Source organism: Brevundimonas sp. Soil_N_31, from assembly GCF_057655995.1.
On sequence record NZ_JBDGLE010000002.1, the window covers coordinates 83,637 to 98,890 of the forward strand.

General features: G+C 66.9%; 10 protein-coding genes. 4 read left to right on the forward strand and 6 right to left on the reverse strand.

What is annotated here, in order from left to right; translation table 11 throughout:
- Positions 1–16: 16 nt before the first annotated feature.
- Positions 17–328, reverse strand: coding sequence for a hypothetical protein (locus tag AC3A3G_RS03315; RefSeq protein ID WP_200167353.1), 312 nt, complete (start codon positions 326–328; stop codon positions 17–19).
- Positions 329–577: 249 nt separating this feature from the next.
- Between AC3A3G_RS03315 and AC3A3G_RS03320 the strand changes: the two genes are divergently transcribed.
- Positions 578–3,241, forward strand: a complete 2,664-nt coding sequence (locus tag AC3A3G_RS03320; protein ID WP_200167354.1) for a protein kinase domain-containing protein — start codon at positions 578–580, stop codon at positions 3,239–3,241.
- A gap of 260 nt (positions 3,242–3,501) precedes the next feature.
- On the opposite strand, the gene AC3A3G_RS03325 is transcribed toward AC3A3G_RS03320, so the two are convergent.
- The 5 genes from AC3A3G_RS03325 to AC3A3G_RS03345 all read right to left on the reverse strand — a co-directional run bounded on the left by AC3A3G_RS03325 (position 3,502) and on the right by AC3A3G_RS03345 (position 11,015).
- Complete coding sequence (locus tag AC3A3G_RS03325; RefSeq protein ID WP_487487535.1) at positions 3,502–4,266, reverse strand: acid phosphatase; 765 nt, start codon at positions 4,264–4,266, stop codon at positions 3,502–3,504.
- Between the two features lie 27 nt (positions 4,267–4,293).
- Positions 4,294–5,871: an alkaline phosphatase D family protein gene (locus tag AC3A3G_RS03330; protein WP_487487536.1), complete on the reverse strand. Its 1,578-nt coding sequence runs from the start codon at positions 5,869–5,871 to the stop codon at positions 4,294–4,296.
- Positions 5,872–5,876: 5 nt separating this feature from the next.
- Positions 5,877–7,184: a metallophosphoesterase family protein gene (locus AC3A3G_RS03335; RefSeq protein ID WP_200216034.1), complete on the reverse strand. Its 1,308-nt coding sequence runs from the start codon at positions 7,182–7,184 to the stop codon at positions 5,877–5,879.
- A 70-nt stretch (positions 7,185–7,254) separates the two neighbouring features.
- Positions 7,255–9,483: a TonB-dependent receptor gene (locus AC3A3G_RS03340; protein WP_487487537.1), complete on the reverse strand. Its 2,229-nt coding sequence runs from the start codon at positions 9,481–9,483 to the stop codon at positions 7,255–7,257.
- 272 nt (positions 9,484–9,755) lie between these two features.
- The gene (locus AC3A3G_RS03345) at positions 9,756–11,015 is read right to left on the reverse strand and encodes a TetR/AcrR family transcriptional regulator (RefSeq protein WP_487487538.1); all 1,260 of its coding nucleotides are present in this window, start codon (positions 11,013–11,015) and stop codon (positions 9,756–9,758) included.
- Positions 11,016–11,233: 218 nt separating this feature from the next.
- Between AC3A3G_RS03345 and AC3A3G_RS03350 the strand changes: the two genes are divergently transcribed.
- From AC3A3G_RS03350 to AC3A3G_RS03360, 3 genes are all read left to right on the forward strand, one after another.
- Positions 11,234–11,827, forward strand: coding sequence for a hypothetical protein (locus AC3A3G_RS03350; protein WP_200167362.1), 594 nt, complete (start codon positions 11,234–11,236; stop codon positions 11,825–11,827).
- Positions 11,828–11,896: 69 nt separating this feature from the next.
- Positions 11,897–12,634, forward strand: a complete 738-nt coding sequence (locus AC3A3G_RS03355; protein WP_200167364.1) for a molecular chaperone — start codon at positions 11,897–11,899, stop codon at positions 12,632–12,634.
- A 1-nt stretch (position 12,635) separates the two neighbouring features.
- Positions 12,636–15,251 (forward strand): fimbria/pilus outer membrane usher protein, encoded by a 2,616-nt coding sequence (locus AC3A3G_RS03360; protein WP_487487539.1) that lies wholly within the window; start codon positions 12,636–12,638, stop codon positions 15,249–15,251.
- Positions 15,252–15,254 lie beyond the last annotated feature (3 nt).

The window sequence follows — 15,254 nt, forward strand, 5'->3', positions numbered from 1 at the left end:
GTTCGGAATTGTTGCGTCAGGCCGGCTGAGGGGCCGCCGTGAACTCCGCCAGGACGTCGTCGACCAGGCTGATGTTCTTCTGGGCTCGGGCGATCACCCACCAGCCGATCAGGGCCATGGCGATGCCCGCCGGTATGCCGAGAATGGTGAGGCAGACGAGGACGCCCGAGATGATCAGCCCCCATCCGCCCCGGACTGCCGTTCTTGACGTCTGGATCAACGCGGCCTTGACGGACGCCAGCACGTCCAGGTCGGTGGATCCGGCGCGCTTGAACGCGCCGAGCGCGGCGGATCGTTCGATCCGGTTCGGGAAAAGCGGGTTCTCCATGCCTCTCGGCCTCCGTGACAGAGCGCGCCTCTCGCGCTTTCAGGAGGCCAGCCTGGCCGGATCGCCCCGCCCGGTCCTAAAGCCCGGCTAAAGAAGTTCTGAAGTCGTAGCCGACGCTCGCCGAGCGTTGCCATGCTGGACCGGGCTCCCGTAGGCTGCCGGATCGCAACGGGCATTCGAGGTGGGCTCATGACAGAAGGCGGTTCCGGACCGCGCCGGAGACGGCGCAGGTGGCGCTTTGCGAACGCGGTGTTCGATGAGGCCGCCTGGAGCCTGTCAGTCGCCGGCCGGCTCGTGGAGCTGGAAGGCAAGCCGCTTCAGGTCTTGCACGAACTGCTGCTCAGCGCCGGCGAGGCTGTGACGAAGGCGGAGCTCTTCGATACGGTCTGGCCTGGGGTCCATGTGGTGGAGGCCTCCCTGACCACGGCCGTGTCCAAACTCCGCGGGGCTCTAGGCGAGCAGGGAGGCGACATCGTTCAGACCCTGCCCCGGATCGGCTACCGCATAGGCGTTCCGGTTGAGATTGAGCAGTTGTCGACGCCGCTGGCGCCGCGCTTCGCCTTCGCACCGGGGGATCCTGTCCCGGGCCGTCCGCAGTGGGTGCTTGAGGAGGCGTTGGGCGACAGCGGCGCGGGCGACGTCTGGCGGGCGCGTCACCAGAAGGTGGACGAGACGCGTATCTTCAAGTTCGCCGATGCGCCGGATCGCCTGCGCAGCCTGCGCCGCGAGGTCGCGCTGTTCCGACTGATGCGCAACGTGCTGGGTGATCGGCGGCCCTGCGTCGATATCCTGGAGTGGAATTTCGACGCGCCGCCCTACTTCATCGAAGCGGCGGACGCCGGACGGGACATGCGCGCCTGGGCAGGTGGCCTGGAGGGCGGGCTGACCGCCATGGCGCTGGATCGCCGGATCGCGGTCGTCGCCGACCTGGCGCGCGCCGTGGCCGCCGCGCACGGCGCCGGGGTGCTGCACAAGGACCTCAAGCCCGCCAACGTGCTGATCGAGACGTCGCCGGACGGGCATCCCGTCGTCCGTCTCGCCGATTTCGGCAGCGGCTGGCTGCTCGATCAGGCGGCGTTGGACCTGCACGGCATCTCGGGCGGCGGCTTTCCGCCGAAGGAGGACGAAGCCTCGACCCGCTCCGACACCGCCGCCTATCGCGCCCCCGAGGTGGCGCAGGGCGCCGCGCCGGGCATGGCCGCGGACATCTACGCCCTGGGGCTGATCCTCTATCAGATGATCGTCGGCGACCTGGATCGGCCGCTCGCCGCCGGCTGGGAAGGGGAGGTGGGCGATCTCCTCCTGCGCGAGGACATCGCCCTGGCCGCCGCCGGCGATCCGAGCCGACGGCTGGAGTCCGCCGCGCTGCTGGCCGAGCGGCTCGATACGCTCGAACAACGGCGCAAGGCGCGCGCCGAGGCCGAGGCGGAAGCGGAGCGGCGCGAGGCGGAGCGCCGCCGCGAGGATGCGCGCGCCACTCGGCGCCCATGGATCCGGCTGGCCGTCGGGCTCGGCGCCGTGGGCCTTGCCGCGACCTCGACGGCGGCGCTGGTCGCTGTCAACCAGAGGAACGAGGCCCGGGCCCAGACGGCGGCGGCCGAGGCCAGCTACGCCTTCCTGGTGGACGACCTGCTGGGACAGGCCAATCCGCTGTCCGGTTCGGCCGCGGAGGAGACGTTGGCGGCCGCGGCGCTGCGTGCGCGCTCCACCGTCGACGCCCGCTTCGCCCGCCAGCCGGAAGTGGCTGCTGGCCTACACCTGTCGCTGGCCACCGCCTTCGTCCAGCGTGGACAGTATGACGAGGCGCGTCGATCGTTCCGCCTGGCCGCCGCCGCCTATGAGAGGGCGGGACTGCAGGAGTCGCCCGCGGCGGCCCGCGCCCGGTTGCTGCATGCCCGGGCCGAGGCGTTGTCGGCCCAACCCGGAGGGCTGGCTGCGGCCAAGACTCTCGCCGCCGCGGAGCGTCGCCGTCTGGGCTCGGCCGCCGACAAGGGCATGCTCGGCTTCCACCTCGCGCAGGCCGAGGCGGTGATCGGCTTCTTCGAAGATCTCGACGCCTCCAATGCCGCCTTCGCGCGGGCCCTGGCCATCGCCGAAACCCGGCCGGCGGGGCTATCCGAGCGCGACGTGCTGCTGGTTCGTCAGCAGCAGGCCGTCGTGCTGATGCGCCTGGGCCGTCCAGCCGAAGCCCTTCCCCTGACGCTTCGGGTGGCGGCCGAATGGACCCAAGCGCTTGGAGCCGAGCACGCCAACACCCTGATCGCCCGTCAACATGTGGCTCAAGCTAGGCTGATGACGGGCGAGCTGAGCCAGGCCCTGGCCGAGGCCGACGCCCTGCTGCCGTTGATGGCTGATCGGTTCGGCTGGAACAGTCGCTACACGCTTGGCCTTCAGTCGACCCGCTACGAAGCCCTGGCTGCGATGGGCCGCTATGCAGAGGCGGCCAGTGCTGCTGAAGCGGTCTGGAAGGGAGCGGAGATCAGCCAGGGGCCGAATGCGCATCAGACGCTCGTCGGGCTCAACGACCTCGGAGCCGTTCTGTGCCGGACTGACGACCGACGCCGAGGTCTGCACTATCTCGATCAGGCCTATCGCGCCTCTCGCGAAGGGTTCGGCGATGACTATCCCCTGACCCACGTCATTCGGTTCTATCTCGGGGAGTGTTTGGTGCTGGATCGGCGGTACGGGGAAGCGGAGCAGCTTCTGACCCAGGTCGATCGCGCGCGGGTGGGGGAACTGGTCGGCGACCCGTCCTGGGGCGTGATGTTGGACTTGGCGCTGGCCGAGATCGCTCAAGCGAAAGGCGATCAAGTCGCGCTGAATGGTCTGGCGCCGCGCCTCGCGGATTTAAAGGAAGGTGGAACTCCGCCTTTCGAACGCCGCCGTTACGCGGCAATCATGGGCGCCAGTTGATGTCAGATTCACGGTTCAGGAAAGTCAGAATCGCCGCGGCAGGGTGTTCTGAACTGGGCCTTTATACAGGAACGAACGGCTAGAATATCGGCTTGGAGTTGTTGTCAATACGCCTCGAATACGGGCGCCTGCGCGGCGAGAGCAAGAGCTTGCTGAATGACCGGGCGCTCCTCGCCCCCGCCCGGTCGAGGAGATCGACCTGGTCCAGCGCATCTATCGGATGTTCGTACTCACGGTGCAGTTTGGACGGCCTTGTTGGGTTAGCGAGCTATGGTTTCTTCTCTGAGGCTCTGAAGTTCACGACGGGCGGAAGCGAAGTCGCGCTGGAAGGCCGGATCGGCTTTCAGGCGGGCGACCATGGCGGCGCCGACAAGGCGGCCGGCTTCGACGTCGCTGGCGTAGTGGACGCCGCAGAGGGCCCGGCTTTCGCCATAGGCCAGGCCGCGCGCCAGGATGGCGTCGGCGCGATCAGGCGCCATTTCCGACAGCACCAGGGCCCAGGCCCAGCCCATGGCGGCATGGCCTGACGGATAGGAGCCGCTACGCGCCAGCCACGGCTCGGGCGGGAAACAGGTCACGGCGGGTTCGGCGACGAAGGGGCGTGGGCGGAAATAGCCCTGTTTCGCCGGGGTCTGGATGGTCTCCAGATCGCCCAGCATCTTTCCCAGCAGCAGGGTCAGGGTCGGCAGGCGCTGCGGCTCGAACGCGACGCCCAGGGCTTCGTCAAAGATGCGGGGCGCGGACGGGGTTTCGATCTCGTTGTCGGCGGCCGCCCGACGCCAGCGATCGGAGCCTTCCAGAGCGCGGGTGGCGCGATAGGTCTCGACGTCCGCCTGTTGCCGCAACGAACCGGCCTCGGGCGGCGGGGGCAGGAAGGCGGAGGCGTCGGGCGCGCCCTCCTTGGCCAGATAGCCGTGGGGGTGGTCGCGGAAGCCTTCCCAGAAGGTCGGGATCGGCGTCGCGGCGCAGGCCGTCAGGCTGAACAGAAGGGCGGCGACGCCGACGGCGCGGGCAGGGTGACGCATGGAAACTCCGAGCAGGGGCGCGACGGTTCAGGCAGGCCGGGTGCCGGGGCGGCCGTTCTCGACCATCCAGGTGTTGAGCGTGGACACGGAGGCGTGGGGATCTCGCACGTCGCTGATGCTGCGATAGCGCGTGGTCATCCGCTCCGGCGTGACGTCGATGGCCATATAGCCCCGAACGCGGCTGTCGAAGAACTTCACCTGGGGATTGTTCGGCATGGCGGACATCAGGCCGTCGTAGCTGGGTCCGGTCGAGGTGATGGATGTGCCGACAAATTCGGTGGCGACCACGGCTGATGACGGGTCGGCGCTGTCCAACCTCACGTCATTGGTCCAGAAGGAGTGGTAATCGCCGCTGAGGACGACCGGGTTGGCGGGCTTCAGCGCCGCCAGGGCTTGTGTCAGGCGGTCGCGCGCGGCGGGGAAGCCGTCCCAGGTGTCTGTCCAGTAGCGGGTGTCTGGGCCGCCATCGCCAAACCGAAGCCCGGCCAGCACCAGGTTCTGGCCCAGGATGTTCCAGCGCGCCTCGGATCGCGCCAATCCGTCGTAGAGCCAGCGTTCCTGTTCAAAACCCAGGAAGGTGCGGGATGGGTCGAGCCGATCCAGGCAGGTCGTATCGGTGACGATCTGACCTTTGCCGCCGCCTGGGCCGTTGCTGCAGGGCTGGCGCGAGCGGTGCTGGCGGCCGTCCAGCATGTGGAATTCGGCCAAGCGGCCGTAACGGATGCGTCGGTGGATCGGCATCTGCAGTCGGGCGTCCAGCCGCGTGCGGCGGATCGGCATGGCTTCGTAGAAGGCCTGATAGCCGGCTGCGCGGCGACGCAGGAAGGCGTCAGGCGTGATGCCTGGCGTCTTGGACCACACGCCGGAATAGTCGTCCTGAATCTCGTGATCGTCCCACACGGCCAGGCAGGGGGCGGCGGCGTGCAGGCGCTGTAGATCGGCGTCGGTGCGATGCAGGGCGTAGCGGTTGCGATAGCCCGCCAGGGTCGTGGCCTCTTCCAGGCCGTAGGGGCGGACGACCTCGTGCGCGCGGTCGGCGCCGCGCGTGTACTCGTAGATGTAGTCGCCGAGGAAAAGGGTCAGGTCCGGCGCCTCGTCGGCCATGTGGCCGTAGGCGCTGAAATAGCCGACCTCCCAGTTCGAGCAGGAGGCGACGGCGAGGCGCAAGGTCTCGACGGCGGCGTTCGGCGCGGGCGTGGTGCAGGCGCGGCCGACGGGGCTTTGCTGGCCCAGGGCGGTGAAACGGTACCAGTAGGGGCGGCCGGGGCGCAGGCCCTGAACCTCGACATGGATGCTGTGGGCGTCGGACGGCTCGGCGATTGTACCGCCCGAGGCGACCAGGGTGCGGAAGCTTTCGTCGGCGGCGATGTCCCAGCGTACCGGAACCGCCTCGCCCATGCCGCCCATACCGTCGGGCGCGACCGGATCGACGGCCAGTCGGGTCCAGATGACGAAGCCGTCCGGGGCGGGATCGCCGCTGGCGACGCCCAGGGGGAAGGCATAGGCGCCGCCTGCCTGGGCCCGACCGAAATGCAGTACGGCGGGCGCGGCGACCAGGCCGCCCAGAAGGGCGCGGCGATCCAGGCGAGGCAGTGGATGGTTCATGGCGCTTATTCTTGAGCGACGGCGCCGAGGCCAGGTCCGAAGCGGGCGCGGAAGTCGTCCAGGCGGATGGTGAACTCGTCCTGGGCCAGGAATTCCTGATCCGTCATCTGGGGCTGCTCGTTTTGCTTGTACCAGCGAGCGTAGTTCGGCTCGTCCGAGGCGTAGCGTTTGAAGTGGGTCGAATAGGTGCGGACGCGCACGGTCGGAACCTCGCCCGTCATGTCGAAGGCCATCAGCCGCAGCCAGCCGTCGCCCAGGCCCGGCGCCTTGGCCGCATCCAGCCCGGCGTCGACGGCGGCGCGGTTGCGGTCCTGATAGTCGGACAGCAGTTGATAGACGGCGCCGCCCTGGCGGTTCGGATCGCTGCGGAAGGCCTGGCCGTTGTGATGCCCGCTCAGGACCATGAAGATCTGCGGATTCCGGCTGATCAGCTTGTCCCACACGCCCTGGGCGCTGTTGTCGAAGGGGTCGAGGGCGTTGATGTCCACGACCGGATGGGCGCGGCGCTGTCCCGTCTTGTCCAGGAAGTCGTGGGTGCTGATCAGGGTCGGCAGGCCGGGGTGGGCGTGGATGACGGTCTCGGCCCATTTCAGACTGGCGTCGGAGGGGGCGAACTGCAGGCCGATGTGCAGGAAACGGTAGCCGCCGGCCTCGAACACCTGGGCGCTGTCGGCGCCGCCTTCGTGCGATCCGACGTACCAGGGGCGATCCTTGAAGAAGGCAGAGGCGGCGCCGAAGACGCGGACCCATTCGGTCAGCCCGCCGACATGGATCATGCCCAGGCGGCGCAGGTCGCCTTCGGGCGCGGTCAGGTCGCGCGGCCAGGACTCTTCCCACCACTGGGCGTCATAGTCGTGGTTGCCGGGCACGGCCGAGAAGGGCAGGGCGCCGTCCAGCAGGCGATAGGCGGCGATGGAGGCGGGAATCTCCACCTCGCGCACGCCCGACGCCCATTTCGCCGGGCCCATGCCGGAGGGCAGGGCGCGGGGACTGAAGCCGCGCGCGGCGTGGTCCGGGTCGATGTCGATGATGGGATGCTGCCACACGTCGCCTACGCCGGTGGCGAAGACGATGTCGCCGCCGCGCGAGGCGGCGTTGTCGGCGATGAAGCGGAACTGCTCCGTCATCATGTCCCGCGCGTCGAACGGAAAGCCGGCCGCCCGCTGGCGCGTGTGATCGACATAGTTCTGAGTGTCGGGGATCACGGCGATGGTGAAACGGGCGTCGGTCGCCTGCTGGGCCAGGCTGGGGGCGGCCGCCAGAAGGCCGAGTGCCAGTACGGTCGAACGGAACAGCTTCCGGATCATCGACATGGGCGCATCTCTCTCTTCGAATGAAAAGGGAGCGAGGCTCCGGGGCTGGCCCGAAGCCTCGCAGGCGGGATCAGTAGCGATAGCTTACGCGGGCGCCCCAGGTGCGCGGGGCGTTGGGCGAGCCGGTGGACGCCGAGATGAAGCGGTTGCGCGACTCTTCCGAATAGGCGTTCGTCAGATTGTTGACGAAGAGGCCGAAGGCGTAGCCGCCGTTCATCGGACGGAACGTCAGGTTGGCGTTCATCAGCCAGTAGTCGCCGATGATAGAGTTGGACGAGGTGCTGAACTTCTCGCTGCGGTAGGCGTAGTTGGTTTCCGCCTCGACGCCCCAGTCGCCGATCTGGTGCTCATAGGCGATCGAACCCTTGTAGTCGAAGCGCGGGAAGGGCAGGCGCTCGCCCGCGCGGTCGCTGTAGATGATGGTGTTGTACTCGCCCGTCACCGGATCCTTGGCGGCTTCGGTGGCTGAGGCGTTGACGAAGAAGAACTCGTCATACTCCCCGTATTTGTAGCCGACCGCCTGGGTGATGGTCAGGTTGTCGAGGGGCTGCCAGCGCAGTTCCAGCTCGGCGCCCTGGATGTGAGATTTCGGCACGTTGATCATGCGGCCGACGCGCCCGGTCTGGGTGTAAAGCACGCCCTGAAGTTGCTGGTCGCGGTAGTCGTAGTAGTAGATCGCCGCGTTCGCCTGGAGCCGGTTGTCGAACAGGCTGGCCTTGACGCCCGTTTCATAGGCGATCAGTTCCTCGAATTTGAACGGTTCCAACTGATCGGGCAGTCCGCTGTTGTAGGTGGTGAACCCGCCGGATTTCACCCCGCGCGAGACGTTGGCGTAGGCCAGAACGCTGTCGCTGAAGGCGTACTCGGCGCCGATCTTGCCGGTCCATTCGCCCATGCTCTGGGCTTTGGAAGCGGTGGCGTTGACGCGCGGGACCGGAGCCAGAACCTCGGTCTTGAAGTCGTTCAGTTCACGAGTCTCGTCCTCGTAGCGCAGGCCGCCGATCAGGGTCAGGCGATCCGTCAGGCGGTAGTCCACATTGGCGAAGGCGCCCGTCGTCTGGACCTTCTGGCCGTAGGTGGTGCTCATCCAGAAGGCGAGGTTCTTCGCTTCCGAGAAGTCCGAATAGAAACCGCCGTCAATGTCTTCGGTCGCGTGATAGAGACCGGCCAGCCATTGCAGGCGACCGTCGCCGTTCGAGGCCAGGCGCACTTCCTGCGAGATCGTCTCGATGTCGTTGAAGAAGTAGGTGCCGGCTTCGTTCGAGGCCGTGGCGTCCCAGTCGTTGAACTCCTTGCGGTCGAAGGCTTCATAGGCGGCGACGGCGGTCAGGGTGGCCCAGCCCAGGTCGTGGTTCAGGCGCAGGCTGACGCCCTTGCCTTCGTTATCGCGGAACGGCTTGGCGTTGGGCGAGACGCCGATCAGCTGGGCGAAGTAGGGGGAGATGCCCCAGCCGGTGATCCGGTGGGCCGTGTCGACCGGATAGACTTTGCCGCCGCCCGACGTGAAAGGGGTGGTGATCAGGCGCAGGCCCCGGCCGTCCGACTTGTCCTGGCTGTAGTGGACGTTCAGGTCGAGGTCGGTCTGGTCGCTGGGGCGCCAGTTCAGGCGCAGGCGCAGGGCCTTGGTGTCCTTGTCGCCCAGGGTTTCGCCCGTGTCGCGGTGGTATTGCCAGCCGCCGCCGGTCTCGGCCGCGACGGCCAGGCGGGCGCTCAGGGTTCCGGCGACCGGACCCGACACAAAGCCTTCGAACTTGGCGGCGTCATAGCTGCCGTAGCTGGCGTTGAAACCGGCAGCGACATAGTCGGTCGGTGCGCCGGTGATGATGCTGACTGCGCCGCCTGTGGTGTTGCGGCCGTACAAGGTGCCCTGCGGCCCGCGCAGGACTTCGATGCGGGCGATGTCGAATAGCTGGCCCTGGGTCATCACGCCGTAGGGATAGGCGACTTCGTCGATATAGACGCCGACCGTCGAAGTGTTGTTGGCGGCGTAGTCCGTCAGGCCGACGCCGCGGATGCGGAACTGGGGCTGGCCGCCGCCCAGTTGGCTGTCGACTTCCATGCTGGGAACGGCGTTTTCCAGGTCATTGACCGTCTGGATGTTGCGCTTGTCCAGATCCTCGCCGGACACGACCGTCAGGGCCAGGCCGACCTTCTGCGCGGATTCCTCGCGGCGCTGGGCGGTGACGATGACGTCCTGAACGGAGGTGGCCTGCGGCTCGGTCGTGACCTCGGCCGCCGCGGGCGCGGCCGCCGCCAGGAGCAGTGCGGCGCTGGAAGCGCCGAAGAGAAGACGGTTCATGTGTCGATCCATCGGGCAGCGCGGGCGATCCAGTCGCTCGGGCTGGAGAGTTGGGGAGGGCCGCGAGCAGCTGTTGTTTTCAGGCCGTGGCGCGGCGACAAAGGTCGAGATGATCGACCGTCTATGATGCCGCGCGACCGGATTGAAAAAACAACTGTTCGATAACGTCTCCGCTGTAGGGGATGGTCGTGATGCTTTGGTGACGCTTATTTGAAGTGTTGCCGTCGAGTCTGCAACAGAGAAAAAGTTCCGGATAGGAACGTTTGTTCGAATTAATCGTGTTGCGTGACCAAGGTCGCAGCGGCGGCTCGCAGGCGCGCCGCGTCCGGCGCATCGCCCGTCGCCGCCGCCATGATGGCCGCGCCCTTGATCCATAAGGCGAAACGGGTCGCCGCGCGGCGCGTCAGGTCGAACTGAGGCGGCCATAGCTCGTCGCGGTTGATGTAGTTGCCGCCGCCTTCGGGCCCGCGCAGGATCATCGCCAGCTCTTGGAAGGAGGGATCCCGGCGGGCCTGCAGGCAGACCTGGGCGATCAGCCGGGCGTATTTGACGTAGAAGCCGCGCTCGCCGCCCGGAGGCGTCTCCAGGGTAAGGGCCATCATCTCGCCCCATCGCTGCACGTCCGGGGGGCCGGCGCCCAGCGGATGGCGGTAGTCGAGGTAGCGGGGCATCTCGCGGAAGACGGCGTGCCAGATCGCGTCGATCACGAACCGCCGCATATCCGCCCAGTAGTAGGCGATGGTGGAGGTCGAAGTGCCGATCTCCGTGCTGACAGATCGGTTGGTGACGACCCCGACGCCCTTGCTCAGGATCTGGTCCGCGGCGACGTCCAGCAGGCGGCGCTTGATGGAGCCGGGTTCCAGTCCGTCCCCCGGCGCCTTGGGAATCACCATCCGATCGACATAGCTTTCGGTCGCCGAGGCCGGATCGTCGGGGCGGCTGAAGGCCCGGTCGATCAGGCCGCCCAACCCCTCGGCCGCGATCACCTCATAGTCGGAGCGACCGCCCAGGGCGCCGACGTAAAACTGCTCGATGATCAGATAGGTGGAGATCGCCTCGCCGAACGATTCCAGGCCGGGGCGACGCGACAGGAAGGCCGTCCAGGCGTTGCGCCGCATCAGATCCCAGCGTCGCAGCAGGGGAGGCAGGAAGGCGGCCGGATCGGGGCTGACCAGCAGCTCCTCCCACACCCGAGCGAAGTCGGCCGAGGGCGCGGCGCGTTCCCTCAGATAGCGGGCGGTAAGGGCCAGCAGGCTGTCTCGACTGAGCGCCAGGGCGTCGACGCCGGCGAAGAATGACTCGTGGTAGGCCTTGTCCTGCTCGAAGGCTCTGAAGGCGATCGCCTCGATCAACCCCGCCTTGGCGCCGAACAGGTTGACGATGACGGTCGTGCTCTTGCCCACGGCTTGGGCCAGGTCTCGCAGCGTCAGGCCGCGCAGGCCGACGTTTGTGACCAGGGTCATGGCGGCGGCGGCGACGCGGTCGGCTTCAAGTGAGCGTGAGGAGGCAGGCGTCGTCATCACTGACTGCATGGCCGCCTCGGGCGTTTGTGTCGAGACCTGATCGCATCGACGCCACGACGAGCACTACGATCTAGTCAAAATTGACTAGCTCAAGATGAGTATCAACCTTGGGGATGTTCGCTCCGGGGGCGGGATTTAAATGGCGAGATTGTGGCGAGTAGCCGCAAGTCCAGGCGGCGGAGACGGCGACCTGGGTTCTCGAAAAATCAAAAATCCCGGAGGCGAAGATGCGTACTTTGATGATTACTGCGGCCGCCACCGCCGCAGCGGCTCTGTTGGCTCTGCCTGGCGTTTCCAGCGCCCAGACCAATGTGACGGTCAGCACCAGCGTGACCAACTTCTGCGGCATCGGGCTGGCCAATGTGGCTGGCGGCAATGTCGCCGTGGCCAACGGTCAACGGCAGAAAGTCACCACCCTGCGGATGTCGTGTAACGCCCCGACGGGCGCCAAGCTGACGTCCAGCGCTCAGAACGGCGACTTCAAGTCTGCCGGCGGCGTGCTGATCAACTACGATTGGGATCTGGTGGTCCAGCAAGTGCCGACCCTGGGCTTCCCGGCTCAGGATACCTGGCCCGGCAGCCCGGCCATCATCACCAACTCGGGCGGCTATAGCCAGGCTCTGGCTGACGGCATCTTCGCCGATCTGTTCCTAAACCTTTGCTACAACGTCCCCGGCGGCCCCGGCGCCGGCGGCTCGCAAGGCGATGACACCAACCCCGGTTCGTCGGGCTGCGCGGCTGCGCCGTCTGGTCCGGGCGCGGCGTCGGCTCCGGCCGGCACCTATACGGAGGTCTTCACCTTCACGCTGAACCCGGCTTGATCGAGCCAGAACGGGGAGCCTTCAGGCTCCCCGTTTTTCTTTTCGCATTACTGCAGGGGAGATGCAGTTATGAGATTCCAAGTCGTCGCAACTTCAGTGCTCTGTCTGATGATGGCCATGACGGCGCCGTCCGATACGCGCGCCATGGACGTCTCGCCGATGGTGGCCAAGATCACGCCTTCAGGAAGCGGATCCAGCTATCGACTGACCGTGCGCAACACCAGCACGGCGCCGGCCACGGTCGAGATCGAAGTCTATCGCATGCAGGTCGATGAAAACGGCCACCGCAGCCTGGTCCCCGAAGACGACGACATCGGAGTCTTTCCGGTGCAGTCGGTCATCCCGCCCAATCGCGAGCAGGTGGTGCAGGTGCGCTACCTGGGCGACGGCGGCCCCGAAGGAAAGATGTACCTGGTTCGTGCGGCGCAGTTGCCGATCGACATGCAGTCGGTCACAGGCGACACCGAAGCGGGCGCAGACATAAAGCTGGCCTTCACCATCAACACCTACGTCTTCGTGGCCCCGACCAGCGCCAGGGCCGCAGTGGAGGTGACGTCGGTCTCGCGAGCGGCGAACGGCGACGTTCTTTTGACTGCGCGTAATACAGGCGACGGCTTCGCCCATCTGCGCGAGGCGCGTTTCACGCTCAAGACCGCGGATGGCCGGACGCATGAAGTTCCGGCGGCGGACATCGATGTCGGCGAGGTCAGCGTGATGGCGGGCGGCGCCACGCGCAACATCCGCATCCCGGCGGCATTGGCGGCGGAAGCCGGCGGCGACGTGACCGCCTCGATCGTCCTGCTGTGAGATGCCTGGCCGCAATCGGATCTGGCGGCGCCTCGGCGCCGCGGCCTGCCTGGGCGGCAGCGTCGCGTCCGCCAGCAACGCCGAAGCCCCGTTCGCTGCGGATGAAGTCATCCGCACGGCGCCAAACTATCCAGAAGTCACCTACGGCGCCGCCGCCGTAGTCCCGGTCGAGCGAGACGCCCCTGACGTCCTGCTCGCCGCCGGCGCCGCGTCGAGTGTTCCCCCCGCGCTCGATGCGGCGGCCGGCGGACCCCAGGAGCAGGCTCCGTCGCCCCGGCCCACGCCGGTGCTGAGCCCGATCCAGGGGCCGTTGACCCTCGATGGTCGCTATCTGGGCGATCTGGCGGGGGAGGTGGACATGCAAGGAGAGGGGGTGGTCGATGCGGAGGCGCTGATGGACCTTCTGGGCCCCAGCCTCGCGCCCGCCCAGCGCGAGCGGTTGAAAACGATTATCGCGTCGCAGCGGCGCGTGAACATGGCTGATCTGAGAGGCGATGGCTTTTCGTTGAGCTTTGACCCTCTGGCGCTGACGTTCGTCGCCGATCTGTCGGCCGGGGCCAGGGCGCGGCGAGACGTCAGCTTCAACCGCAACGAACTGGTCGATCCGGCGTCGTTTGATCAACCGGCCAATTTCTCGGCCGGCGCCAATATCACGGTGGCGCAGCAGTATTCGCACACCGAGGACCGGTTCGCGCCCTTGTCGGGCGGGATCGACATGTTCGTAAATTTCGGCGGTTTCGACGGCGTGACGCTAACGGCGGGAGGCGACTATGACGGCAGTTCGACGGATGAGCGTTGGCGTCGCCGCGAGATCAGGCTGACCAAGGATTTGTTTCAATCGGCCGTGCGCCTTACGGCGGGCGAATTCGCACCGCCGGTCGAGAGCTTTCAGGGATCGCGGCGGTTTCTGGGCCTGTCGGCGGCGCGGGCCTATTCGACTATCCGGCCGTTTCAGAACGTGCGGCCGGCCGGCCGGCGTCAGTTCGTGCTGGATCGCCCGGCGCTCGTGGTGGTCGAAGTCAACGGGGTGATCATCGAGCGGCTGCGCCTGGACGCCGGCCCCTATTCCCTGGGCGACTTCCCGTTTGGCCAGGGCGCCAACACCGTGCGCCTGCTTGTTGAGGACAATACGGGGCAAAGAGAGATCGCCGTGTTCGATCTGTTCGGCGGCGCGGGGCTTCTGGATCCCGGCGTTCTGGACTTCGGCGTGTCGGCCGGGGTGCTGGAAGAGGGCGGGTCTCTGGAATACGGTTCGTCCTTGGCCGCCTCGGGCTTTGTCCGCAAAGGGATCAGCGACGTGCTGACCCTGGGCGCCAACGCCCAATTGGCGGAAGGGCGCGGGCAAGTGGGCGGTCTGGCCGTGTGGGGCAGCCGCGTCGGCCTGATTCAGGCCAGCGCCGCCGTCAGTCACAACGGCGATACGGGCGAGCAGGGCTACATCGCCTCCGTCGATTATCTGCGCGAGACCACCTTCGGACGTGAGATCGACCTGCGGCTCGTGGCGTCGGTGCAGGCCACTAGCCGATACTTCCAGAACGCCTTTGAAAGTTCAGCCTTCAATCGGGAGCAGTGGCGCGCGGCGGGGCAGGCCTTGCTGAGGTTTCGCGCCTATACCCTGGGGTTCGGCGCGGCCTTCGTGAAGGGGCGAGGCGAACGGGATCGGACCGACTTCAACATGAACGTGGGCCGGTCATTCCGTCGCTTCGGCGTCAATATGACCGTGCAGCGCACAACTGCGCTGGATGGCCGTGACGATACGCGTTTCGGGATCAACCTGACCACTCGTTTCGGCGGACGTTGGAGCGGGGTGGCGCGGTACGACACCCAGAACGACCTGCGCGAAGTAGGTATCTCGCGCTCCTCGACCGGGCGGTTGAACGACTTGAGCGGCGACCTGCGTTTCTCTGAGGATCGGACGCAGCAGACCATCGCGGGCGACCTGCGCTATATCAACAACCGTTTCGACGCTGAGCTCATCTCAAACCGGCTGGTGTCAAGTCAGCCGGGCGGGACGACGCGACAGGAATCGTTGTGGCGGGCCTCGACCATGGTCGGTTACGCAAACGGAGCCTTCGGCATCGGGCGTTCTGCGCGCGAAGGTTTCGTCATCGCCACCGGCCATCCGACGCTGAAGGGCGCGCGAGTCAGTCTGACCGATTCCAGCGGCTATCCGGTCGCCAACAGCGGTTGGTTCGGGCCAGCGCTGGCGGGCGTCGATCGCGGCTACGGCGTGCGGCGCTATGAGTTGGAGGTCGACCCCTTGCCCGACGGGTATGACCTGGGCAGCGGCGTGATTTCCGCCTTCCCCGGCTTCGGCAACGGCTATCGCTTCGTGGTCGGCAGCGACGCCTCGCATACCGCGCGCGGCTATCTGATCTCGCCCGAAGGGCCGGTCGCCTTGATCGGGGGCATGATCGTGGCCGCCGGAAGCGAAGACGAGGCGCAGGGCAAGCCCTTCTTCACCAATCGAAACGGCCGCTTCATCGCCGACGGCCTGTCCCCCGGTCGCTATCGGTTGGTGATCAAGGGGCGGACGGTCGGGGAATTCGTCATCCCGGATAGTGCTGAAGGAGTAAGCGATGTGGGTGAAATCAAAACCCCCGGACCGGTGTCATAGGGC